This is a genomic window from Enterococcus hermanniensis (assembly GCF_001885945.1).
Lineage (GTDB): Bacteria > Bacillota > Bacilli > Lactobacillales > Enterococcaceae > Enterococcus_A > Enterococcus_A hermanniensis.
This window is the reverse complement of record NZ_JXKQ01000003.1, coordinates 156,125-179,839: the sequence shown is the minus strand read 5'-3', so window position 1 is coordinate 179,839 and position 23,715 is coordinate 156,125. Positions and strand designations below refer to the sequence as shown.

Sequence of the window (23,715 nt, the reverse complement as noted above, 5' to 3'; positions counted from 1 at the left end):
AGGGGGAAAGAATGATGAAAACAAAAAGAAATGGATTAAAAGAAAATAGAATTGCCTTTGGTGATCAAAAAGAATTAGAAAAATTTGAAAAAACGATCGATAAAAACAGAGCATCTGTAGAAGAAAGAAAAAAAGAAAAAGAGCAAAAGCGAGCACATAAATAATCGATTATTTGGTTGTTTTACAAAAAAGAAACATGATAAAAAAGACAAAAAGATAAAATCTTTTTGTCTTTTTTTATTTTTACGGACGAGCGTATAAGGGTTATTAATGTGATTTATTAATAATTTATATGCTCGTAAATAGGCCTTGAATGAGGTAATAGTAAGCTTAAACTTTATTTTTTGTTAAAAATCAGCGAAATAATTAAGTTTTTTAAATGATTTATTGGATAATTCACAATCTAATATTTTTGAAAGCGTTTTTTGTTGTGCTACACTATTTTTGTAGCCATCATTTATTGTTTTATGAAGAAACTTGCAAGGAGGGAGATTATGTTTTCTTTTATTGATCGCAACAAAGAGATTGAGAAATTAAAATCAAAAAAATTTGATCTATTAATCATCGGGGGAGGAATCACTGGAGCAGGAGTGGCTTTACAAGCGGCAGCTTCAGGACTATCTGTAGCACTACTTGAGATGCAGGATTTTGCTGAAGGAACATCCTCAAGATCAACCAAATTAGTTCACGGGGGGCTCCGCTATCTAAAAACATTTGATGTTGAAGTCGTCGCGGATACCGTTGGTGAACGGGCTAAAATCCAAGGGGTTGCTCCACATATTCCAAAAGCAGATCCGATGATTTTACCGATTTTTGACGAACCAGGATCAACTTTTAATATGTTTTCAATTAAAGTAGCAATGGATCTATATGATCATTTGGCAAGTATTACTGGTGGAAAATACGCTAACTACATGCTAAGTAAAGAAGAAATCTTGAAACGTGAACCTCAATTGGAATCAAAAGGGTTATTAGGCGGTGGAGTTTATTTAGATTATCGTAATAATGATGCTCGTCTAGTGATCGAAAATATAAAGAAAGCAGTCGAAGATGGGGCGGTCGCTGTCAGTCGCTTGAAAGTTGAAGAAATTTTTCATGCCGACGATGGAAAAGTTGCAGGCGTTAAAGCGAAAGATTTGTTAAGCGATGAATCGATTACGATTAATAGCCAACTAGTTATCAATACAGCAGGGCCGTGGTCTGATATCGTAAAAAAATTAGACAAAGAAATCGATCATAAACCACATATGCGTCCAACCAAAGGTGTTCATCTAGTTGTTGATGGTGAAAAATTAAAAGTGCCACAACCTACCTATTTTGATACTGGCGAACAAGATGGTCGCATGATCTTCGTTATTCCTCGAGAGAACAAAACTTATTTTGGTACGACCGATACTGACTATCAAGGTGATTTTGATAATCCAAGAGTGGAACAATCCGATGTGGATTACTTATTAAAAATCGTTAACCGTCGCTACCCAGAGGCAAATTTATCAGTAAATGATATCGAGGCTGCTTGGGCGGGGCTACGTCCGTTGATCAGCGAGGCCGGCGGTGATTACAACGGAACGACCAAAGAAAAAATAAGTGATGAGAATTTTGAAAAAATTATCAATGCGGCCGAAGATTATTCGAAAGGCAATCAATCGCGAGCAGCGGTTGAAAAAACGATTACTGGGGCAGCCAAAGAAGAGCCGAAAGATAATCCCTCGGCAGTTTCTCGTGGCAGTGATTTAACGATTGCAAAGGACGGTTTATTGATTCTTTCTGGCGGTAAATTAACTGACTATCGTTTAATGGCTTCTGAAGCAATGAAGAAAATCGTTGATTTATTAGATCAGAAAGTCGAATTAATCGATTCATCGAAGTATCCTGTATCTGGCGGCGACTTTGATGCTAAAAATGTGGATGAGGAATTAGAAAAATTCGCTAAAGCAGGTGAAGACCAAGGGATCAGCCAGGAAGATGCTAAATACATTGCAGATTTATACGGATCAAATGCAGAAAAAGTTTTCGCTTTGAAAGATGAAAAAGTTTTTGAGGGGTTAAGCCAAGTTGAATCCATGTCATTGCTATATGCTTTGCAAGCTGAAATGGTCGTAACACCAGTCGATTATCTATTACGTCGTTCCAATTACATGTTATTCATCAGTCATCGATTGATGGAAATCAAAGATGCCATTGTTGATGCAATGGCAGAATATTTTACTTGGGACCAAGCAACCAAAGAAAACTATCAATCAGATTTAGAAAATCAAATCCGCATCACGCAATTAGCGGATTTAAAAGAATAGGAGTGGGAATATGGAATCATACATCATGTCAATCGATCAAGGAACAACATCTTCACGTGCTATTATTTTTGATAAAGAAGGAAAAGAAGTCAGCTCTTCGCAAAAGGAATTCAATCAATATTTTCCAAAACCTGGTTGGGTAGAACACAATGCTAATGAAATCTGGAACTCTGTTCAATCGGTTATTGCCGGAGCATTGATTGAAGGTGGTATCCGTCCAACTCAAATCGAAGGAATCGGAATCACCAATCAGCGTGAAACAACGGTTATCTGGGAAAAAGATACCGGACATCCAATCTATAACGCTATCGTATGGCAATCAAAACAAACAAGTGACATCGCCGATGAATTAAAAGAGCAAGGTCATTCAGAAATGATCCAAAAGAAAACGGGTCTATTGATTGATTCTTACTTCTCAGCAACCAAAGTAAAATGGATTTTAGACAAAATCGATGGTGCGCGGGAACGGGCTAAAAAAGGTGAATTATTATTTGGGACGATCGACACATGGTTAGTTTGGAAATTAACTGGTGGGAAAGTTCATGTAACAGATTATAGTAATGCGAGTCGTACAATGTTGTTCAATATTTACGATTTAGAATGGGACCAAGAAATTTTGGACTTATTAGATATTCCTAAAGAAATGTTACCAGAAGTGAAATCAAATTCAGAGGTTTATGGACATACTGAAGATTATCACTTTTACGGCAACCAAGTACCTATTGCTGGGATGGCTGGAGATCAACAAGCAGCACTAGTTGGACAATTAGCCTTTGAAAAAGGAACTGTTAAAAACACCTATGGAACAGGTGCCTTTATTGTGATGAATACCGGAGATAAACCAATTCTTTCTGAAAATGGATTATTGACGACGATTGGTTATGGTATCGATGGCAAAGTTACTTATGCACTCGAAGGAAGTATTTTCGTAGCTGGTTCGGCGATTCAATGGTTGCGTGATGGATTGAGATTATTCCAACAGGCACCACAATCAGAAGATTATGCTAAGCGAGTAGATAGTAGCGAAAACGTGTATGTTGTACCGGCGTTTACGGGTCTAGGTGCACCATATTGGGATCAACAAGCTCGCGGAGCAATTTTCGGGTTAACTAGAGGAACAACCAAAGAACATTTTATTCGTGCGACCCTTGAATCATTGGCGTATCAAACAGCCGATGTTGTCAAAACGATGGTGAAAGATTCAAATACTGAAATCAAACTATTGAGAGTTGATGGTGGTGCTTCGAAAAATGATTTATTGATGCAATTTCAAGCAGATATTTTACAAACACCAGTTGAACGTGCACCTTATTTAGAAACAACTGCTTTAGGTGTGGCCTACTTAGCCGGATTAGCGGTTGGTTTCTGGAAGGATATTGAGGAAATCAAAAAATTCGCTTCAGATGGTCAACACTTTGAACCTGAAATGGATGAAGAAATTACTGAAGACTTATATGAAGGCTGGCAAGAAGCAGTCAAAGCCACAATGCAATATAAACATAAACCCCTAGATAAAGAAAATGAAGATTCAAAAAAATAATCGATCATAATGACTGAACGGTAGTAAAAAATCATTGTGATAGAAAGAAACCGGAGGAAAGCTCTATGGATACGAGTATGACGACGCAAGTAATTGGAGAAATTATCGGTACGATGGTCTTGGTATTACTAGGTGATGGTGTTGTGGCAGGAGTAAGCTTACGTAAAAGTAAAGCTGAAGGCGCAGGTTGGATCGCTATTACATTAGGTTGGGGAGCAGCAGTGACAATCGGTGCATATGCCGCAGGATATATGTCATTTGCCCATTTAAACCCAGCAGTAACAATCGGGATGGCAATTGTAGGTAAAATCGGCTGGGATATGGTCGTTCCTTATATTTTAGGTCAAATGATCGGTGCGATTATTGGTGCGGTTTTAGTTTTTATCCACTACTATCCACATTGGAAAGAAACAAAAGATCAAGCAGCTATTTTAGGGGTCTTCTCAACTGGACCAGCAATTCGTAGCTTAGGAGCCAATTTGATCAGTGAAATCATTGGAACCTTTATGTTAGTTTTTGCTTTATTGACATTTGGTATGAGTAAATTTGGCGATGGATTAAATCCGATTGCCGTAGGTATCTTGATCTTGGTCATTGGTTTGTCGTTAGGTGGGACAACGGGGTACGCAATCAACCCGGCACGAGACCTTGGCCCCCGTATCGCACATGCATTCCTACCAATTCCTAACAAAGGGGGTTCTGACTGGGGCTACGCATGGGTACCCATCGTCGGTCCAATTATTGGCGGAATTTTAGCAGCCTTATTATTTATGGCATTACCAATTTAGTTATTAACAGGGTGATAGTTTACTATCGCCCTTTAAGACTTTTTTAAAAGGGAGGAAATACGATGAAAAAAATTATTAATGATCCAAAAGATGTAGTTGAAGAGATGGTGAGTGGCCTCGTCAGTGCCTATCCCAAATATGTCAAACAACTTCCAGAAACATTAGTAGTTGCTCGCAACGATGATTACGATCAAGTAGCGTTAGTCAGTGGTGGAGGAAGTGGTCATGAGCCTTCACATGCGGGATTTGTCGGTGACGGTATGCTGAGTGCAGCGGTTTGTGGACAAGTATTTACCTCACCTACACCAGATCAGATCTATGCAGCGATCAAAGCAACGGACAAAGGTAAAGGAACATTATTGATCGTTAAAAACTATTCCGGTGACGTGATGAATTTTGATATGGCTAAAGATATGGCCGATATGGATGATATCCAAGTTGAAACAGTCTTAGTCGATGATGATATCGCGGTAGAAGATAGTACGTATACCCAAGGGCGTCGCGGTGTCGCAGGAACCGTTCTAGTCCATAAAATTTTAGGTGGGTTTGCCCGTGAAGGAAAATCAGTCACTGAATTAGCCGAATATGGCAAAGAGTTAGTTCAAGATATCAAAACGGTTGGCATCGCTCTGTCTGGCGCGACTGTTCCAGAAGTTGGAAAGCCAGGTTTCACTTTGGCTGATGACGAAATGGAATTCGGTGTAGGAATTCATGGAGAACCGGGGTATCGGCGTGAAAAAATCAAACCTTCAAAAGAAATCGCTGAAGAAATTATCGGTAAACTAAAAGCCGAGTTTAATTGGCAAAAAGGCGATAAATTTGGTTTATTAGTCAATGGCATGGGAGGAACGCCACTGATGGAATTATTTATCTACTTTAACGATGCTAAAAAACTTTTAGAAGCTGATGGAATTGAATTAGCTTTTACAAAAGTAGGCGATTATATGACTTCGCTTGAAATGGCAGGTGCTTCGATCACCATGATTAAATTGGATGACGAACGTGCACGTTTACTAAACGAACCTGTGCATACAATTGCTTGGTAAAATTAATTAAATTTGTAAAGAAGGAGAAGCTTATGTTCACACCAGAAAATTTACGTAAAAGTCTAGAATTATTTAACGAAAAAATTCAAGCTAAGAAAGATTATTTGAGTGAGTTAGATACACCAATTGGCGATGGGGACCATGGGAATAATATGGCAAGAGGAATGAATGCTGTTATGGCGACTGACTTGTCCGGTGATTTGCCAGAAATTTTCAAAGCAACAGCGATGGCATTGATCAACAAAGTTGGCGGAGCTTCAGGGCCTTTGTATGGGACAGCAATGATGGAAATGATGAAAGCAAGTAAAGAATCGCATGATCCTGAGACATTGCTTAAAGCAGCAATTGCTGGGATTGAAAAACGTGGGAATTCTCAGCCAGGAGAGAAAACCATGCTAGATCTTTGGGTGCCCGCAGTTGATAATTTAAACAACGGAACATTAAATTCGGCAACTTTAGAGATCCTAGTTGAGCAAACAAAAAATATCAAAGCAACAAAAGGGCGAGCTTCATATGTAGGCGAGCGCTCTATCGGTCACATTGATCCAGGTGCAATGTCTTCAGCTTATTTCTTTGAATCATTGATAGAGGCAGGTGTGTTTAATGAGTAGAGGCGTCGTTTTAGTATCTCATATTAAAGAAATTCCAGAAGGATTAAAACGTTTGATCAGTGAAGTCGCTAAAGATGTTCCAGTGACGACTGCAGGTGGCTTAGAAGATGGCGGTATTGGGACTTCGATGGAACGCATCTCTAAAGCTATCGAAGAAAATTCTGCAGATCAAATTTTAGCTTTTTATGATTTAGGAAGTGCCAAAATGAATTTAGAAATGGCCATTGAAATGACAGATAAAAAAGTTACATTATTTGATACAGCATTTGTAGAAAGTGCTTATACTGCTTGTGCGTTGTTAGCAGCAGATGCTGAAGAGTCAGAAATCGAAAAACAATTAGCTGAGCTCAAAATAAAATAATATCTTTTAATAAAAGAAGCCTGTTATGGCTTCTTTTATTTTGCTTAAAATAATTATATAAAAAGAAAAAATTCATTTTTTGTTTCTCTAGTTACAAAAGAAAAACATTTTTTTGATTTTCCCTGTGCTATGATTTTTTATAAGGGAGGAATGAAAATGGGTACAGTCAAAGAGGCAACACTGCAAACAGAATTGGTCGCTATTCGTCGTCATTTACACCAAAATCCTGAAGTAGGGATGAATTTGTCAGCCACAAAAGAGTTTGTTTGGAATCAATTAATCACCTATGGTTATCAACCAAAAGCATGTGGAAAAATGGGGATCACGTGTACGATTGGTCAGGGAGAACAAGTCTTTTTATTAAGAGCAGATATGGATGCGCTTCCGTTAGCGGAAGATACAGATTTAGCTTATCGTTCAACCAATGGAGCGATGCACGCTTGTGGGCATGATTTACATACGACGATGCTTTTAGGAGCAGCTAAAATTTTAAAAGAACGCGAAGCAAATTTGACCGGCACTGTAAAGTTCCTTTTTCAGCCTGGAGAAGAGATTTTACAAGGCGCAAAAGATTGTTTGGCCGATGGGTTACTAGAAAATCCTAAGGTGGATGCTGGAGCTATGATCCATGTTTTTCCGTTTAGAAATCAACCAAAGAAAAGAATTTTTATTGCACCAGCAGGTACCTTTATGGCAAGTGCCGATTGGTTCGAAATCAAAGTCGAAGGGATTGGTAGCCACGGATCAATGCCAGAAGTATCGATTGATCCCATCAATGTCGCAGCTAAAATCTACGATGCTCTACAAACGCTTTCTGCGCGTGAAATCAGTTCGGCTGAACGTTTTGTATTGACGATTGGAGAATTTGTCGGGGGAACACCAGGATCGTCAAACGTTATTCCAAATTCCGCATATATGAAAGGAACGTTACGGACATTGAAAGAACCCATACGCCAAAAAATCAAGAGTCGAATGGTCGAAATATCTGAAGCAATCGCCCAGGCTTTTGGCGCAAAAGTGACAGTAGACTTTACTAACGGCTGTTGCAGTAATGAGATTGATGAGTCAGTAACAAAAACAGTCAAAACAGGAATTGTAAAAAAATTTCCAGATAACTTGGCGCCAGATACACTGGTTCTACCACCGCTGATGGGGAGTGAGGACTTTGGAGAAATCAGTCACCAAATCCCAACTACCACTATTTTAGTGACCGCAGCGGACACCGAATTGATGTTGCATAATCCTAAAATTGTTCTTGATGAAGAAATATTAGAATTTCGGGCCAATGTTTATGTCGAAGCTGCATTGGCTTATTTGGGACAAGAATAGCTTATGGAGAAGAAGAAAACTAATCGTTCATTGATTTTGATCTTTTTAGGCTATACATGTGTTTATCTAGATAAAAATATCATCAGTCTTTCAGTTATTCCAATTGCTCAAGATCTTGGAATTGATGCGAGTCAAAAAGGATTGATTTTAAGTGCCTTTTTCTTAGGCTACACACTGTTTCAAATTCCCTTTGGCTTTATAGGAAATCGTGTTGGAAGTCGTAAAATCATGACTTTTGCTATTTTCTTGATCGGTCTATTGATGATTTTTCTAGGAATGGGTTTTTCATTATTGTATTTATTATTTATCCGTTTTGCAGCCGGGTCTTTTGCGCATGCGGGCTATCCTTCTGCGGTAAGTGCTTTTGTGACTAAAGAAGTTGAAGCAGAGCGACGTGGCTCGGTCCAGTCTTCCATGATCGCTTCATCAGGATTTGCGGGAATCGTTGGTCCATTATTAGTAGCGCCATTGTTGACGCTGGTTGGTTGGAAAACCACTTATTTTATATACGGCGGAATCGTCTTGTTGATTGGCTTTTTTATGCTCAAGGGAATCCCAAAATCTGAGGGCCAGCCGATCGTATCAGCGAATCAATCAAATGTTTCTTTGGCTGAAGTGATCAAAGATCGAAATGTCTGGATCATGGTCTTAGCTGCGTTTTTTATCAATGCGGCTGTATATGGAATGACAGGTTGGATTGCTTCTTATTTAGTGGATGAGTTTAGTTTAACGATGAATAAAATGGCGATGATGAGTGCGTTGATTGGTTTTGTGATGATGATCAGTGCGATGTTTGCCGGTTCAATGGTTGGGCGACACTTTAAAGATCGAGAGAAACAAGTGATTTTGGTTGCTTCTATTTTAGGAGGGTTAGTGGCTTTCTTACTTTCGCGTAGTCATTCTTTGGTTTTGAGTATGTTGTTCTTAGCACTGGCCGTTGCTGCTGCAAGCATTGGCTTTGCGACATTAATGAGTTTACCGGTAAAATTATTTGCCGAACGAGAAGTTTCAACTAAATATTCGATTATCAATGCAATTGGGGTTTCTGGTGGCTTTTTTGCCCCAATGATCATTGGCTGGTTAGTAAACGCTAGTGGAACATACGGTGGCGCCTTTAGTTTTATTGCCTTAGTTTTTATTTTAGCCGGTTGTGTTTCATTAGGGATCAAAACAAACGAGAAGAAACAAGTAGTTGGAGAATTAGAAAATTAAAACAACAAAAAAAGGTTTGAGTATCATACTCAAACCTTTTTTTTATTAGCTAAGCAAAGGTAAAATCCAATTAGCCCAAATCCAACTACAAGGCATGATTAAAATCATTGCCGGTATCATATCGGCAGTTGGGAACATTTTGACTTTGATCATTCTGAAACCAGTTGCTAACATTAAAATACCACCAGCAGCTTTAAAATCTAAAATCATATCTGGTGTAGTTAATGGGAAGATGAATTTTGCTAATAAGAACAAAATATAGAAAATAATAAATTGTGGAATAGCAATGATTGAAACGACATAGCCTAAATTCGTGGCAAAAATAAGAGCAGTGAAGAAATCCAAGATTGATTTAGCAATCAAAACAGAACTGTCACCAGTCATTCCTGAGTCCAAGCTACCATAAATCCCAGTGCCACTCGCACAAAATAGTACAATCACAGTAACTAATGTAGCAACAAACTCATCATGTGTCATGCCTAAATTTTCATTTGGAAAAATCTTTGAAATCGGCCGTTGCATAACCATCGCTCCACGATTCAATAAATCTCCTAAATGGAAGAAAAGACCCAAAGCAGTTCCGATAACGACCGCAAAAATGACTGCCGGCATATATTTCATCGGTGCGACTGCGTATATCCCCATCGCCATTGAACAAGCTCCAAAAATCATATTGATTTCAGTTTTGAACTTTTCCGATAAATATTTTCCAAAGAACCCTCCAATAATTCCGCCTAATAACACGGATCCAGCATTGATAATAACTCCAGTTGGCATAAAATAAATCCCCTTTCTACAATTGCGATGCTATTGTAGCATCGTTTTTCATTCGCACCAATTCCATTTTTGTGCTAGATTATTCTTAATTAGAATAGTTAGGAGCATCAGTATGGATATTCATAAATTGGAAGTCTTTATCGACCTTTCAGAAACCTTAAATTATACCGAAACAGCTGAGCGGCAATTCACTAGTCAAGGGAATGTTTCAAAACAAATAATTTCCTTAGAAAAAGAGTTAGACACTAAACTATTCACTCGCTCACATAAGAAAATAGAATTAACTGAAGCCGGAAGAGTTGCACTGAACTATGTTCAGACGATTGTAGATCAATACCACCAAATGAAAAATAAGTTAGTCGATTTGAGAACCGGATCAGAAACGATCTTGCACATTTCTACAATCCCTACTTTGATCAAATATGAAGGATTTACGACAATCATGTCTTTCTTAAACAAACACCCTGAAACAACGTTGCAATTGCGAGAAGCAGAGACAGATGCACTAGTGGCAATGCTTGAACATGGGGAAAACCGGTTAGTATTTTCGCGTTTTTTTGAATGGAATCACCCAGATACAGAGGTATTAATAACGGAAGAAGACGAATTTGTAGCAGTATTTACTAAAGAACATCCGCTAGCAAAAAAATCAGAGCTCTCATTAAAAGAGTTAGAACATGAGCGCTTCTTATTATTAAGAGAGACAAGTCAATTAAAACAACCAGTGATTGATTTGTGTCATCAAGCAGGTTTTGAGCCGATTATCGCAAATGTTAGTTCACGGATCGATTTATTGATCCAAATGGCGAAAGAAAATTTAGGAATTGCTATTTTAATGAGTAAAACATTTAAATTAAATCCCGAAGATCATTTAGTGGCATTACCGATTACACCGAATGTCAAAAGTAAATTGGCCTTTATCAAACGCAAAAATGATACATCACTAATCGTAAATGAATTTTGGGACTATTTGAAAAAACAATAATAGTATTCCAGTTTGGAATTTAATTTGACTAAATATGAATTGTTTCCTTTGATTAGATGATTAGAATAGAGAGTGTAATAATCAAAGGAGGTTCAATTATGTCAAATCAACCATATGATTTACGTAAAGTAATTGAAGAATTAAAAGAATTACCTGGCCAATACCATGAAACAGATGTAGAAATCGATCCAGAAGCAGATCTATCTGGTGTATATCGTTATATTGGTGCTGGTGGTACTGTTAAACGTCCGACGCAAGAAGGTCCAGCAATGACTTTCAATAATGTAAAAGGCTTCCCTGGAACTCGTGTCAATATCGGAACCATGGCTAGCCGTCGTCGTGTAGGTGAAATTTTGCATCATGACTATAAAACATTAGGTCGCTACTTAAAAGATGCTGTCGAAAATCCAGTGATGCCTGAAAAAGTTACTAAAGCAGAAGCCCCAGCGCAAGAAGTAATTCATTTAGCAACTGATGAAGGTTTTGATATTCGTAAAATTATTCCTGCTCCTAAAAACACGCCAGAAGATGCGGGTCCTTATATTACTTTAGGTGTTGTTTTGGGTTCAGATCCAGAAAAAACAATGAGTGACGTAACAATTCACCGTATGGTTTTAGAAGATGAAAATACGATTGGAATGTACATCATGCCTGGTGGTCGTCATATCGGACATTTCCATAAACAATATGAAGCATTAAACAAACCAATGCCAATTACAATCAATATCGGTTTAGATCCAGCAATTGCGATCGGTACGACCTTTGAACCACCAACCACACCGCTTGGTTATAATGAATTATGGGCTGTGGGTGCCTTACGTAATGAACCAGTTCAAATCGTGGACGGTGTTGCAGTGGATGAAGTCGGAATCGCTCGTGCTGAATTCATTATTGAAGCAGAACTTATGCCTCACCAAACAATGCAAGAAGATATCAACACAAACACTGGTAAAGCAATGCCTGAATTCCCTGGCTATACTGGCGATGCAAATCCGGCTGTGAATGTGGTAAAAGTAAAAGCTGTAACACACCGCAAAAATCCAATCATGCAAACAACGATCGGACCTTCTGAAGAACACGTATCAATGGCCGGTATCCCAACAGAAGCCAGCATCTTATCATTAGTTGATAAAGCTATCCCAGGAAATGTATTGAACGTCTACAATCCTCCAGCTGGCGGCGGTAAATTAATGTCAATCATGCAAATCAAGAAAAATGCACCTTCAGACGAAGGAATTCAACGTCAAGCAGCTATTTTAGCTTTGTCAGCATTCAAAGAATTAAAAACAGTTATTTTAGTTGATGAAGATGTGGATATTTTTGATATGAACGATGTCATGTGGACATTGAATACTCGTTTCCAAGGAACAAAAGATATCATGGTGCTACCTGGTATGCGGAACCATCCATTAGACCCTTCTGAATTACCAGAATATGATCCAGCAAACATTCGTTTCCGTGGAATGAGTTCAAAAACAATTTTAGATGGAACATACCCATATGATATGAAGGAACATTTTGTTCGTGCGCAATTTAAAGAAGTTCCTGACTGGGAAAAATATTTGAAGTAGGTGGAAAAATTGACCAATAAAAAACGGATCGTGATCGGTATTAGTGGAGCTTCTGGAACTGTTTATGCCATTGATTTGCTAAAGAAATTAAAAACTATTCCTGAAGTTGAAACGCATGTAATCGTTAGTCAATGGGCAAAAGAAAATTTGAAACTTGAAACAGATCTAACAATGAAAGATTTGTCAGAATTGATCGATGTTGAATACAGCAATAAAGATTTAGGTGCGGCGGTAGCTAGTGGTTCATTTTTAACTGAAGGAATGATCATTGTACCGGCAAGTATGAAAACTGTTGCTGGGATTTCGATTGGCTTTGGTGAAAGTTTGATCTCGCGCGCAGCTGATGTCACAATGAAAGAACAACGTAAATTGGTGATTGTCCCACGGGAAACCCCACTGAATGCGATTCACTTAGAAAATCTAACAAAATTAGCACGTTTAGGTGTGCAGATTATCCCACCAATTCCAGCCTTTTACAATCACCCAGAGACAATCGATGATTTATTGCATCATCAAACGATGAAATTATTAGATGCTCTAGGAATTGAAAATGAGGGACGTAGGTGGAAGGATGGAAAGTAAACTCTTTTCGATCCAAAAAGCAGGCTTTACGATCTCGATTTCACTTCAAATTATTGGTCAAGATGTTCTAGCTACAATCACTGGTGGAAATACACCTCATATTGGGACGGTTACAACCTATTCTATAGAAGAAAAAAAAGTCACTCGATTTCCGAGTCACGATGGTCGCTTCCATAAAGACGATGTTCTAGCAGATATTTTTATCAAGTCGGTGGCTAAAACGATTCCTCATTATTTAGTCGTAACCTCGGGTGTCCATGTTGACCATATTTCAAAAGCACAAATTGCGGCCTCTTTTCCAATGGTCGAATCATTGAGTCAAGAAGTGGTTCAATGGTTAGAGACAGTCAATTGGGGTGCTGAAGCAATTTATTATCAAAATGGTGAAACCCCACAATAAAATAAAAACCTTTTCCTTAGTTTTCAGAGGAAAAGGTTTTTTTGCGAAGAAAGCACATACATTTTATAGAAAGCAATTACACTATATGTTGTATGCATTTTCTATATACCATTAAAAAAACACAAAATCTAGTCTTTACTTTACAAAAATTTAGACGTACTATTATCAAGGATCTACTAGGTATTTTTAAATTTATTAAGAAAGGATAGATGAAACAATGTTACTGATAGCGGGAACGATCGGTGCTGGGAAAAGTAGTCTCACAGACATGCTATCCCAGGAAATGAACTCAAGGCCTTTTTATGAAAATGTTGATGATAATGAAATCTTGCCGTTGTTTTACTCGAATCCAGAAAAATATACGTATTTGTCACAAATATTTTTTCTAAACAAGCGATTTTTAGCAATGAAAGATGCCTTGCAACAAGCAAACAATGTCTTGGATCGAACGATTTATGAAGATAGTCTGCTTTTTCATTTAAATGCGGATCTTAAAAGAGTCAGTCAAGACGAAGTTTTCCAGTATGATCATTTGTTAGATACGATGTTAAAAGAATTGGAAAAGGTAGCGCCTAAAAAACGACCGGATTTACTGATCCATATCAATATCTCTTTCGAAGTGATGTTGGAGCGAATTGAAAAGCGTGGCCGTGATTATGAACAAATTTCAACCAATCCAGAATTGTATGAGTATTATCGATTAGTCAATCAGCGTTATCAAGAATGGTATGATCATTTTGATTTATGTCCTAAAATCCAACTCGATGGTGATCGGTATGATTTTGTGGCAGATCCCACAGCTGCGGAGATCGTGATCGCTGAAATTAAAGAGAAAATGCATCAAATGAGTACACTAGAAAATGGATATCCTAAATATTATTCTTCAAATCCACTTGAAAAAGGCATTTTTTAAATTTTTTTAATCAATAAAGAACGACTGTTTTATAGAAGGAGCCAATCATGTTAAATTATTTCAAGTTTTTATTCCATCAATTAAAAGGATGGCCGCAACAAAATTATTACTTATTCTTTTTTAGTTTAGGTTGTCAAATTATGACGCTTGTCAATCAGCCCATAACTTTTTTAACAGTCGTAACGTTTATCGGAACTACTTTAGGCGTACTATGTATTTTATCGATCAACGCCGCTAAATCAGTCAATGGTGTTCTAGGTATCATTTCAGCTATTTGTTTTATCTATGTTGGTTTTTCAGCCAAAAATTATTTGAGTATTGGTGAGCAGATTGCCTATATGATCACGTTAGATATTCCGGTGTTATTGAGCAAAGAATGGAATTATAATATGGCTGCAAAAATACGTAAATTTACCGGGAAAGTCTGGGTGATCGCAATTGTCAGCACGATCATCGTTTATTTTATTTCTGGGACCTTGATTCAACGCTTTACTGATGATCCAAGACCTTGGATCGATGCGATCGCCTTTTCAATCAGTTTGACTGCCGGAGTGATCAGCTTCTTACGTTACAACAATCAATACTATTGGTGGTTAGCTTCAGGTTTAGCCCAAATGGTATTATGGTATATTTCGTTCAGACATGGTTCAGCTAGTCTAGCAATGTTTGTAAATAGCTCCGTTTATTTGATTAACGACGTCTTAGCTTTCACTGTTTCACCTTGGTACAACAAGAAAGAACGTGAACGGATGCAAGCGATGGAAGAAGAATATTATCATTTAAGTCATTGAATTTTCAATGGCTTTTTTTTTTTTGAAAATTTGCCGATCATAACTCTGTGAAGGACACCGCAAGCATTTTAGTAACAAATAGGAAATAAACGTGTTACGGTAATTTTATCAAGTGATAAGTAGGAGGGAAAAGTATGTTTTTAGCAATTAATGAGATTCGACATTCTAAATTACGGTACACATTAGTAATGGGAGTAATGTTTTTGATCGCTTATCTGGTCTTCTTTTTGACTGGTTTAGCGTATGGCTTAGCGCAAGACAATCGGACTGCGGTAGATAAATGGAATGCAGACACGATTCTTCTAGCAGAGGAAGCCAACGATAATTTAAATATGTCGATGATTCCATTGAAAACATTTGATAAAGTGAAAGCGGATCAAAAAGCCTATCTAGCCCAAACGGCTGGGGTCATCAAAGGAGACAATGGGGAAAAAATTGATGTCAGTTTTTTTGGTATCGATAAAGATCAATTTTTGGCCCCTAAAATTACTAGCGGAAAAATGTTTGACTCTGATGGGGAAGCTGTTGCGGATCTTTCTTTGAAAGAACAATATAGCTTAAAGTTAGGAGAAACCGTTAAAATGGCCGGTAATGATAAAACTTTGAAAATTGTTGGCTTTACGGATAATGCAAAATTTAATGTAGCACCCGTTTTATATACTACTTTGGGTGCCTATCAAGAAATTCGGTTTGAAACCCAAGGTACTAGTGAAAACACGCGAATCAATGCAATCGTAACCAAGGGTGTAGTCGATTCGGTTCCAAAAGATCTGGAAAAAACGAGCATCAAAAACTTTATCAATGAATTACCAGGGTATAGTGCGCAAGTTCTGACTTTTGGTTTTATGATCGGTTTTTTAATTGTGATTGCAGCGATCGTCATCGGAATTTTTATTTATGTGTTAACGATGCAAAAATCAGAAATTTTTGGAGTGATGAAAGCACAAGGGATTTCTAGTCGCTATATCGCTATTTCAGTTATTGCCCAAACTTTTTTATTAGCAACTGTCGGAGTAGTGATTGGCTTAGTAGCCACAGTAGGGACTGCTTTCGTATTACCCGACGCAGTGCCTTTCCAAGTCAATAGTTTATTCTTTATTGCCATCAGCTTACTAATGATTGCGGTGGCATTAATTGGCGCCTTTTTCTCAGTTCGTACAATTGTCAAAATCGATCCTTTAAAAGCGATTGGCTAGTTCTTTGGATAAAAATTTAGCTTTACGATGGGTAGAGACATAAAATAAGTTAGGAGGGGTAAAATGAGTGCCATTGAATTTAAACAAGTCAAAAAAGATTTTAAAGATGGAGATACAACAATCGAAGCATTAAAAGAAACCAATTTTTCGGTGGAAAAAGGAGAATTTGTAGCAATTATTGGCCCGTCAGGCTCTGGTAAAAGTACCTTTTTGACGATTGCAGGTGGACTGCAGTCGCCCACTTCAGGAGAAGTCCGGATCAACGATGAAGATTTCAGCGGGAAAAAGGAAAAGGAACGGGCAAAACGACGCTTTAAAGAGATAGGCTTTATTCTTCAAGCGTCAAATCTAGTGCCTTTTCTTACAGTCAAAAAACAATTAACACTGGTAGATAAAGTCAGCAAACAAGAAAATACCGGAAAAGCTACTGAGCTTTTCAAGCAGTTGGCGATTGATCGCTTAGAAAATAAGTATCCCGAAGAGCTTTCTGGCGGTGAACGGCAACGTGTAGCAATCGCTCGAGCATTGTACCATGATCCAACGATTATTTTAGCAGATGAGCCGACAGCTAGTCTGGATTCTGAAAAGGCCTATGAAGTCGTTAAGATCTTAGCTAAAGAAACCAAAGAAAAAAATAAAGCGACGATCATGGTGACTCACGATACTCGTTTAGTGAAATACTGTGATCGAGTACTGGAAATGAGAGATGGGCGGTTGACAGAAAAAGAAATCAATCGAGCAGAGAAGACGGAAACGGTTGTATAATAAAGTTATCAAATTAGAATGAGGCAATGCCATGTATGAAGAAATCTTAGATGTCGCAGAAGAATTATTTATGAAGCAAGGCTATAATGATACCTCGACACGACAAATCGCCAGTATTTTAGGAATCACTCAGCCAAATATCTATTATCATTTTAAAAATAAAGAAACGATTTATTATCAAGTAATGCAACGTTTAGCCAAAGAAGTCCGAAAAAACTTGTTTGAAATCGGGACTAGTGAAGATAGATTCGAAGAAAAAATAATGGCGATGGCTTTTTACCTACAAGCAAGACATCCATTTAGTTTATTCATGATGATGCATGATATCCAGCATGTCTTGCGTCCTGAAACGTCAAAAAAATTATTTGTTTTATGGGAACGTTCGTATAAACAGCCATTTATTGATTTATTTCAGCAAGAGTCAACAGTACGTTCGACTGTAGATACGGATTTTGCGGTGCGCCAATTATTTATCTTGATTTCTGCGTATCTGGATTCACCGATAGAAAATCGCAAAGAAAATCTGCAGGCCTCGATTCAGTTATTTTTTTACGGTATTCTCAAATAAAAAACCCACTACCTTTGAAGGTAGTGGGTTTTTTATTATGCTAAGACAGATGCAATCATATCTGGTAATTCTTTTTTCATTACGCGTTTGGTTGCTAAAGCATCCATGTAAGTAATGGTTTGGTCAGCCGCGACAGTCGCTAATAATTGGCGCTCTTTTTTAGGCGGGTTGTAAAAGACTTCGATTGATTGATCTGCATCAGACCATTCAGCAGAATAGTTAGCTTTCGACTTTAATGCTTGATTCAACGCTTCAGCTTGTTCAGCAGAAACACCAGATGCTGTAGGTTCTTTCACGACATCTGCTAAGATATCTTGGGCTAATTCAGTCGCTTGATCTGTTTCAGAAACAGCAGTTGAATCTTTAAAGCTTTCAGACCATAAATTGTATAGGCTGTTTGTTAGTTGATTTAATGTTTCTGTTTCAGGTTTTTGTAAATAGCTATCAACTAAATTTTTAAATGAATGATCATCTTCAGCACTTACGATTTGACGAGCTTGGCCATCGGGAGTCTTTTCATCCAAATGAATGCGATAAGTTTCAACTTTATCAAAATAAATTTTAACATCGCTGTGGATGTGGTTCGCTAGAGTCTCTTCTACTTGTGCGAATGCTCTGCTGATTTGTTTGTTACGAGTTTTGATAGATTTCTTGATACTTTTTAAATTCACGAGAATAATTCAGTCGCTTTCTTTATAGAGTTTCTTTCCGTTTGTATTATAGCATATTTCCCGCAAAGTGCAGTAAAAATACGCAAAAAAGGCGGAGAGAAGCATCTCTTCGCCGCTTTTTTAACGTAAATCGTCTAAAAACTCTGTTTTCCCAGGATCTACTTCAGCTTTGGTTTTGATAATTTTTGCCGGAGCACCAGCTACAACAGCACCTGCCGGGACATCTTTAGTCACGATCGCCCCTGCAGCTACAACAGCATCTTTGCCGATATGGACTCCTTCTAAAACGACGGCATTTGCACCAATCAAAACATTATCTTCTACAATGACAGGGGAAGCACTTGGTGGCTCTAAAACCCCAGCTAAGACTGAACCAGCCCCAATATGTGCGCGTTTTCCAACTGTTGCGCGGGCACCAAGAATCGCCCCCATATCGATCATTGTTTCTTCGCCAATCGAGGCACCGATGTTGATCACTGCGCCCATCATGATTACCGCTTTGTCACCGATAGATACTCGATCGCGAATCATCGCGCCGGGTTCAATTCGCGCATTGATACTTGTAATATCCAGCATTGGAATCGCAGAGTTACGGCGATCGTTTTCTAGATGGACAGCACTGATTTTTGTTTGTTGTTCATCTAATAGTTCAGTGATCGCTTGGCTTTCACCAATAAGGATCCAAGAATCCCCTTGACCAAAAAATTGAACGTTTTCTTTTTTTACATTGGTCAGAGCGCCTTGTACATAGGCTTTGACGGGCGTTGTTTTTTCAGCATCTTTAATATATTTTGCAATCTCATATGGATCTGTTAACGTCATAAAATTTCTCCTATCTTATCTTAATAGCAAATTACTTTATCTATTTAAAAATGATTATTGATTACTTTTCATCGATCAGCTTTTCCATATCGAATAAACCAATCGTTTTTTGACTGATATATTTTGCTGCTTTGACTGCGCCGCTAGCAAAAATATTCCGAGACAACGCCAAGTGATTTAATTCGAGCACTTCATCAGGACCAGCATAAATCACAGTATGTTCACCGGGAATCGTGCCACCGCGAACGGCATGGATCCCTAACTCAGCCAAAGGATTTTCTAAATCGTTACCATGCCGACCATAAATATAGGTTTTGGGTGTTTTAACAGCGTCATTCACAGCGTCGGCTAATAAAAGGGCCGTTCCACTAGGTGCATCTTTCTTCTGATTATGATGCTTCTCCACGATTTCGATATTGAATTCATCTTCTAATAAGGGGGTAATTTCACGAATTGCTTTAGCTAGAAGATTGATTCCAATCGACATGTTAGCTGAAAAGAAGACAGCTGTTTCTTTGCTGGCAGAAAGTAATTGCGTCTTTACTTCATCAGTCAAACCGGTCGTTGCGATTACGACTGGCAACTGATGCTTGATACAATACGTTAAAACAGCTGGTACTGCACTGTAATGAGAAAAATCAATCACGACATCCGCCGCTTCACGACAATCAGAAATTGCTTGATAAGTAGGAAAGTCTGCCTCAAAAGCTTCACGATCAATCCCCGCAACAACTTGCATCTCAGCTTGTTGGGCAATCAACGCTTGCAATACTTTCCCCATTCTTCCGTTAGCACCGCTTAAGATTACGTTTAACATATTAAACCTCCAATCCGTAGGCAGCCATTTCTTTTTTCAACCGTTCAATCGTTTCTACTTTGGCTGGTGAAAGTGGCAATCTAAAATGAACATCAAATTTTCCAAGCAAACTAACCGCTGTTTTGACTGGAATCGGGTTGACTTCACAGAAAAGTGCGTGAATCAACTGGATTTGTGCTAATTGAAGTGTTTTTGCTTTTGCAAAATCACCAGTTAAAGCTGCAGCTGTCAATTCGTGTGTTTGTCTTGGCGCGATATTTGCAATCGTTGAAATAGATCCATGTCCGCCTAAGGCCATGATGGGTAGGACTTGATCATCATTACCAGAATAAATGGCAAAATCAGCAGGCATTCGTTGAGCGATTTCGGCGATTTGTGAGATATCTCCGCTGGCTTCTTTGATACCAACAATATTTTGGATCTCAGCTAATCGTTTAACCATTTGCGGTGTGAGATTCATATTTGTCCGTGATGCGACTGAATATAAAATAATTGGAAGTTCGACACTTTTGGCAATGGCTTGATAGTGTAAAAATAATCCTTCTTCAGAAGCTTTATTATAATAAGGGGTGACAACTAATAGCGCATTTGCCCCAACACGCTCTGCACCAGTGGATAATTCGATCGCATGACGAGTATCATTTACCCCCGAACCTGCAATAACAGGAATACGACCAGCAACTTTTTTAACTACTGCCTCAATCACAGAAAGATGTTCATCATTGGAAAGAGTAGAGGCTTCACCAGTCGTTCCGCAAGCGATGATTGCGTCGGTTCCTTCGCTGATTTGCCATTCAACTAGTTCATCCAACTTCTTATAATCCACCGCACCATCTGCTTTCATAGGGGTAACTAAAGCGACACCAGATCCTTCGAATATACTCAAGGAAATCAACTCCTTCATTCATAATTATTTTAAAAAACACTAAAAAGGTCTTTAATATTAGAATTATAGCGCAACTGTTAATGAAAGCCAATGCAAATCTCATGATATTTTTACTTTATCTTATTTATAAGAGTAATTTAGGCGCAAGTATAAAAAGAAAACGAATACATAAATTTACTCTTATATTTGTAGAAAGATAATCGCAATAAATTAATGACCATGACAGGTTTCTGTACTATAATATGAGAAACTATCAATTAGATTTTAATCTAAAGAACACTATTATCAGAATATAGATAAGAAATGAGTGGTATAAATGATCGATTCAGAAGTCAAAGGATTAGAAGAATTAGTGACGAGAATGCGGCGTGAATTGCATCAAATCCCTGAGCTAGGATTAAAAGAATACCAAACAGCCGCCTATATCCGTGAAAAATTAGTTTTATTTGGGATAACAGAAACGTATGAAGTACTAGGTACAGGAACAATAGCTGTTTTGCGTGGTAGTAAACCCGGAAAGACGTTAGCTTTTAGAACCGATATCGATGCATTGCCGGTAGAAGAACAAACCGGGTATGATTTTGCCTCAAAAACGCCAGGAAAAATGCATGCCTGTGGTCACGATGGACATATGGCTACAGTCTTAGGCTTTCTTGCGTATCTGCACCAGTATCCGGAAAAAATCCAAGGAACACTTGTCTTTGTTTTCCAACCAGCAGAAGAAGGCCCTGGCGGTGCGGAATTAATTATGAAAGACGGCATTTTACAAAAACTAGGCGTTGAACAAATCGTTGGTCTGCATGTATTCCCAGATCTTCCTGTAGGAAAAATTTCTTGTCGCCCTGGAGCTATGATGGCTCGAAACGCTGAAGTGACGATCACGATCAAAGGAGTTAGTACCCATGGAGCACAACCGCAACTAGGTGAAGATGCTATCGTGGCGGCTGGCGGTGTCATCACTGGTTTAAACAGTATTTTAGCGAGAAATATCAGTCCATTAGACAATGTTGTTTTGACATTTGGGACGATTCATGGTGGAGAGGCGATGAATATCGTGGCCAAAGAAGTCGTTCTTCATGGTACGATGCGAGCGTTCGATGATCGAGTTTATGATGAGGTCGTTCGTCGCGTAGAATTAGTCGCAGGAGAGATTGCTAAAGGCTATGGTTGTGAAGCAATCGTTGAATTCAATCATATGTATCGAGTCGTGGATAATGATCCTGAGATGGTTCATGTGTTAGAAAAAGTGGCGGGCGATTATTATGTTGAAACACCACCGTATTTGATTGCTGAGGATTTTTCTTGGTATCAGCAAGAAATTCCTGGGATGTTTTTCTTCTTAGGTATCCGCGATGAAGAAAAGGGTTATACATATCCGTTACATAGCGGGAAAATGAAATTTGATGAAGTGAATTTATTACTAGGTGTTCAAACCTATATTAATTTGATCACTGGTTTAAATGAAGCGTAGGAGGCTAAGCATGAAATTTGAAACGAACAATGGGCATTTACTTTGGGATGGCTGTGATACAGTAGCATTAGCAAAAGAGTTTGGTACACCACTTTATGTGTTTTCTCAAACGCAGATTGAAGAAAAATGTCATGAGTTGCAAAAGCATTTTGTCCAAAAATATGATCATGTCCGTGTGGCATTTGCTAGTAAAGCTTTTTCAACGTTGGCGATGTTAAAAATAGTTGAGCAACAAGGCTTTTCTTTAGACGTTGTCTCTGATGGGGAATTATATACGGCCATCAAAGCTGATTTCCCGGCAGAACGGATTGAAATGAATGGAAATAATAAATCGATTGAAGAATTAGAAATGGCGATCGACTATGGGGTTGGTCGGATCATTGTTGACAGCTTACAAGAAGTTGGCTTGATTGCAGCAATCGCAAAAGAAAAACAAAAGACTGTCAACATTCTATTTCGGATTACGCCAGAAGTGAATGTAACGACCCATTCATTCATCTCTACCGGTCAAAAAGATTCGAAATTCGGAATTCCGATCGATGAATCTATTTTGTTTCCACAAATAAAGCAGGCAATCGAAACACCTGAAGTTCAATTTTTAGGCTTTCATTTCCATGTGGGTAGTCAATTGTTTGATCATCAAGCCCATTTGGCGGCGGTCGATATTGCCTTAGATTTAGTAAAACTGGTCCAAGAACGTTTTGATTATACAATTAAAGAATTGAACTTTGGTGGTGGTTTTGGTGTTAAATATACAGATAGAGATCAGCCCAAACCGTTCCATTATTTTACGGATCCAATGATGGATAAAGTGCTTGCTTTTTGTGAGCAAGAAAATTATCCGCAACCAGCAATTGTGATCGAACCAGGGCGCAGTATCGTTGCTGAAGCGGGAATCAGCTTGCACACAATCGGTGCAATCAAAGAATTACCTGGGCTAAGAAAATATGTCAGTATTGACGGTGGGATGACGGATAACATTCGCCCAGGTCTTTATGAAGCAGAATACACGGGTGTTTTGGCTAATAAAAGCGATCAAGCAAACGAAGAAATCGTTACTATATCAGGAAAAGCTTGTGAAAGTACTGATATTTTAGTGAAAGATATTAATCTACCTATTGTAGAAACAGGAGATATCTTTGCCACTTTTTCAACGGGTGCCTACGGCTATTCGATGGCCAGCAACTATAATAAATTAGCAATTCCAGCGGTTGTTTTAGTTAAAAAGGGTAAAGCAGAAGTTATCGTGAAAAGACAGACATTGGACCAAATCATCCAAAATGAAGTGATTCCAGAATCATTAAAATAAAAGTCAATGA

Annotated in this window: 25 protein-coding genes; 20 read left to right on the top strand and 5 right to left on the bottom strand. The window is 38.3% G+C overall.

All coding sequences use genetic code 11. From position 1 onward, the window contains the following. The first annotated feature begins 11 nt into the window (after positions 1-11). From RV04_RS13185 to RV04_RS04755, 9 genes are all read left to right on the top strand, one after another. Positions 12-164 carry a hypothetical protein gene (locus RV04_RS13185; RefSeq protein WP_169818183.1) on the top strand — a complete coding sequence of 51 codons (153 nt, stop codon included), beginning with the start codon at positions 12-14 and terminating at the stop codon, positions 162-164. Positions 165-494: 330 nt separating this feature from the next. Then, the gene (gene glpO / locus RV04_RS04790) at positions 495-2,294 is read left to right on the top strand and encodes a type 1 glycerol-3-phosphate oxidase (RefSeq protein WP_071857330.1); all 1,800 of its coding nucleotides are present in this window, start codon (positions 495-497) and stop codon (positions 2,292-2,294) included. Positions 2,295-2,304: 10 nt separating this feature from the next. Beyond that, complete coding sequence (gene glpK / locus RV04_RS04785; RefSeq protein WP_071857329.1) at positions 2,305-3,834, top strand: glycerol kinase GlpK; 1,530 nt, start codon at positions 2,305-2,307, stop codon at positions 3,832-3,834. Positions 3,835-3,899: 65 nt separating this feature from the next. Further along, positions 3,900-4,622 (top strand): MIP/aquaporin family protein, encoded by a 723-nt coding sequence (locus RV04_RS04780; protein ID WP_071857328.1) that lies wholly within the window; start codon positions 3,900-3,902, stop codon positions 4,620-4,622. Between the two features lie 62 nt (positions 4,623-4,684). Next, a complete protein-coding gene (dhaK, locus tag RV04_RS04775) occupies positions 4,685-5,668 on the top strand; it encodes a dihydroxyacetone kinase subunit DhaK (protein WP_071857327.1) in 984 nt (327 codons plus the stop codon). 32 nt (positions 5,669-5,700) lie between these two features. Next, entirely contained in the window at positions 5,701-6,279 is a 579-nt protein-coding gene (dhaL, locus tag RV04_RS04770) for a dihydroxyacetone kinase subunit DhaL (protein WP_071857326.1), read from the top strand. Next, positions 6,272-6,640: a dihydroxyacetone kinase phosphoryl donor subunit DhaM gene (dhaM, locus tag RV04_RS04765; protein WP_071857325.1), complete on the top strand. Its 369-nt coding sequence runs from the start codon at positions 6,272-6,274 to the stop codon at positions 6,638-6,640. The genes dhaL and dhaM overlap by 8 nt, the downstream gene beginning before the upstream one ends. A gap of 156 nt (positions 6,641-6,796) precedes the next feature. Then, a complete protein-coding gene (locus RV04_RS04760; RefSeq protein WP_071857324.1) occupies positions 6,797-7,969 on the top strand; it encodes a M20 metallopeptidase family protein in 1,173 nt (390 codons plus the stop codon). Between the two features lie 3 nt (positions 7,970-7,972). Next, the gene (locus tag RV04_RS04755) at positions 7,973-9,181 is read left to right on the top strand and encodes an MFS transporter (protein ID WP_071857323.1); all 1,209 of its coding nucleotides are present in this window, start codon (positions 7,973-7,975) and stop codon (positions 9,179-9,181) included. Between the two features lie 45 nt (positions 9,182-9,226). Here RV04_RS04755 and RV04_RS04750 read toward each other — a convergent pair whose 3' ends face one another. Further along, entirely contained in the window at positions 9,227-9,958 is a 732-nt protein-coding gene (locus tag RV04_RS04750) for a DUF554 domain-containing protein (RefSeq protein ID WP_071857322.1), read from the bottom strand. Between the two features lie 112 nt (positions 9,959-10,070). Here RV04_RS04750 and RV04_RS04745 point away from each other — a divergent pair, with 112 nt between their 5' ends. From RV04_RS04745 to RV04_RS04705, 9 genes are all read left to right on the top strand, one after another. Beyond that, positions 10,071-10,943 carry a LysR family transcriptional regulator gene (locus tag RV04_RS04745; RefSeq protein WP_071857321.1) on the top strand — a complete coding sequence of 291 codons (873 nt, stop codon included), beginning with the start codon at positions 10,071-10,073 and terminating at the stop codon, positions 10,941-10,943. Positions 10,944-11,041: 98 nt separating this feature from the next. Then, the gene (locus tag RV04_RS04740) at positions 11,042-12,514 is read left to right on the top strand and encodes a UbiD family decarboxylase (protein ID WP_071857320.1); all 1,473 of its coding nucleotides are present in this window, start codon (positions 11,042-11,044) and stop codon (positions 12,512-12,514) included. Positions 12,515-12,523: 9 nt separating this feature from the next. Beyond that, entirely contained in the window at positions 12,524-13,096 is a 573-nt protein-coding gene (locus RV04_RS04735; RefSeq protein ID WP_379952742.1) for a UbiX family flavin prenyltransferase, read from the top strand. Then, on the top strand, positions 13,086-13,496 hold the full coding sequence (gene lpdD / locus RV04_RS04730) for a prenylated flavin chaperone LpdD (protein WP_071857318.1): 411 nt from the start codon (positions 13,086-13,088) through the stop codon (positions 13,494-13,496). Before RV04_RS04735 ends, lpdD begins: the two co-directional genes overlap by 11 nt. Positions 13,497-13,713: 217 nt before the next feature. Next, a complete protein-coding gene (locus RV04_RS04725; protein WP_071857317.1) occupies positions 13,714-14,409 on the top strand; it encodes a deoxynucleoside kinase in 696 nt (231 codons plus the stop codon). Between the two features lie 47 nt (positions 14,410-14,456). Next, complete coding sequence (gene pnuC, locus RV04_RS04720; protein ID WP_071857316.1) at positions 14,457-15,200, top strand: nicotinamide riboside transporter PnuC; 744 nt, start codon at positions 14,457-14,459, stop codon at positions 15,198-15,200. 134 nt (positions 15,201-15,334) lie between these two features. Further along, a complete protein-coding gene (locus tag RV04_RS04715) occupies positions 15,335-16,396 on the top strand; it encodes an ABC transporter permease (RefSeq protein ID WP_071857315.1) in 1,062 nt (353 codons plus the stop codon). Positions 16,397-16,459: 63 nt separating this feature from the next. Beyond that, positions 16,460-17,161, top strand: coding sequence for an ABC transporter ATP-binding protein (locus RV04_RS04710; RefSeq protein ID WP_071857314.1), 702 nt, complete (start codon positions 16,460-16,462; stop codon positions 17,159-17,161). A 31-nt stretch (positions 17,162-17,192) separates the two neighbouring features. Then, complete coding sequence (locus tag RV04_RS04705; RefSeq protein WP_071857313.1) at positions 17,193-17,729, top strand: TetR/AcrR family transcriptional regulator; 537 nt, start codon at positions 17,193-17,195, stop codon at positions 17,727-17,729. 35 nt (positions 17,730-17,764) lie between these two features. On the opposite strand, the gene RV04_RS04700 is transcribed toward RV04_RS04705, so the two are convergent. The 4 genes from RV04_RS04700 to dapA form a co-directional block, all read right to left on the bottom strand. Beyond that, positions 17,765-18,400, bottom strand: a complete 636-nt coding sequence (locus RV04_RS04700) for a hypothetical protein (protein ID WP_071857312.1) — start codon at positions 18,398-18,400, stop codon at positions 17,765-17,767. A 120-nt stretch (positions 18,401-18,520) separates the two neighbouring features. Beyond that, entirely contained in the window at positions 18,521-19,222 is a 702-nt protein-coding gene (dapD, locus tag RV04_RS04695; protein ID WP_071857311.1) for a 2,3,4,5-tetrahydropyridine-2,6-dicarboxylate N-acetyltransferase, read from the bottom strand. Positions 19,223-19,283: 61 nt separating this feature from the next. After that, positions 19,284-20,039 (bottom strand): 4-hydroxy-tetrahydrodipicolinate reductase, encoded by a 756-nt coding sequence (gene dapB, locus RV04_RS04690; protein ID WP_071857310.1) that lies wholly within the window; start codon positions 20,037-20,039, stop codon positions 19,284-19,286. 1 nt (position 20,040) lies between these two features. Beyond that, on the bottom strand, positions 20,041-20,925 hold the full coding sequence (gene dapA / locus RV04_RS04685; protein WP_071857309.1) for a 4-hydroxy-tetrahydrodipicolinate synthase: 885 nt from the start codon (positions 20,923-20,925) through the stop codon (positions 20,041-20,043). Positions 20,926-21,241: 316 nt separating this feature from the next. Between dapA and RV04_RS04680 the strand changes: the two genes are divergently transcribed. Together RV04_RS04680 and lysA are read left to right on the top strand one after the other, a co-directional pair. Beyond that, entirely contained in the window at positions 21,242-22,396 is a 1,155-nt protein-coding gene (locus RV04_RS04680; protein ID WP_071857308.1) for a M20 metallopeptidase family protein, read from the top strand. Between the two features lie 10 nt (positions 22,397-22,406). After that, entirely contained in the window at positions 22,407-23,705 is a 1,299-nt protein-coding gene (lysA, locus tag RV04_RS04675; protein ID WP_071857307.1) for a diaminopimelate decarboxylase, read from the top strand. Positions 23,706-23,715: the final 10 nt, after the last annotated feature.